General features: G+C 76.6%; 1 protein-coding gene. It reads right to left on the reverse strand.

The window, feature by feature from the left end; translation table 11 throughout:
• Positions 1-1,276: allophanate hydrolase (locus tag L0B03_RS18060; protein WP_250448414.1), on the reverse strand; the 1,276-nt coding region annotated here is incomplete at both ends.

Genomic DNA, 1,276 nt, shown 5'->3' on the forward strand with positions numbered 1-1,276 from the left:
ACCGGGCGGTCCCCGCCGGCGGTCAGGTGCATGCGGTAGGCGGGGGCGGTGCGGACCTCGCGGTGGAACCGCGCACCGAGGGCCTCGAGCTGGGCGCTGCGGGGCTCGCCTCGCAGGTGCGCGCCGACGACCACGAGCGGGACTCCGGTCCCCGGGAGCGGTGCTGGGGCTGTGGCGCCCGCAGGTCTCTCGGAGGCTGCCCCGTCCCACGGACCGCCGTCGACCAGGAGCTGGGCCAGGTCGATCGCGACCTGGTCCTCGAAGGCCCGGGTCACGAGGCTGACCCCGAAGGCTCCCGTCGAGGTGCGGCCCGCCGGGACCGCGACGGCCGCGAGGTCGAAGAGGTTGACGAAGTTCGTGTACGTGCCGAGCCGCGCGTTGACCCCCAGGGGGTCGGCGGCCACCTCGGCGAGGGTCGGGTGCTCGGGGGAGGTGGGCAGCAGCAGCGCGTCCACCCCCTCGAGGGAGGCCAGGGCGACGGCCCGCAGCTCGCGCAGACGGGTGGTGTCCCGGGCGAGCTCAGGCCCCGTGACCGTGCCGGCGCCGCGGGCGATGTGCGCGACGGACGGGTCGGCACCCTCGGGGTGCCCCGCGAGGAAGTCGCCGTATGCCGCGTACCTCTCGGCCACCAGGGCGCCGTCGTACAGCAGCCGGGCCGCCTCGAGGAAGGGGCGCAGGTCGATCGTCGTGGTGGTCGCGCCGCGCTCCTCGAGTCGTACGCGGGCCCGGGTGAGCAGCGCGAGCGCCTCGGGGTCGAGCAGCGGGAGGTCCTCGGCGCGGGGCACGGCGACCCGGGGGGCCGAGGGTGCGGCGAGGCGTACGTCGGCGGGCCAGGTGCGCGACATCGGGTCCAGGGCGCTCGGCCCTGCCATGAGGCCGATGCCGAGCGTGGCGAGCGCGAGGGTCGGTGCCAGGACGGTCACGCAGTCCCACGAGTCGCAGGCCGGGACGACGCCGTCCTTGGGCACCAGCCCGACGGTCGCCTTGATCCCGACGACCTCGTTGAAGGCCGCGGGTACCCGGCCCGATCCTGCGGTGTCGGTCGCGACCGCCAGGTCGACGATGCCCAGCCCGACGGCGGCCCCCGAGCCTGCGCTCGAGCCGCCCGACACCCGCTCGGGGTCGACGGCGCTGCGGACCGGTCCGTAGGGGGTGCGCGACCCGGTGAGGCCGGTCGCGAGCTGGTCGAGGTTCGTCTTGCCGAGCAGCACCGTCCCGGCGTCGAGCAGCCGCTGCACGGCGGTCGCGGTGCGGGTCGCGGGGCCGGCGGCGAAGG

The organism is Actinotalea sp. C106, from assembly GCF_023630195.1.
Lineage (GTDB): Bacteria > Actinomycetota > Actinomycetes > Actinomycetales > Cellulomonadaceae > Actinotalea.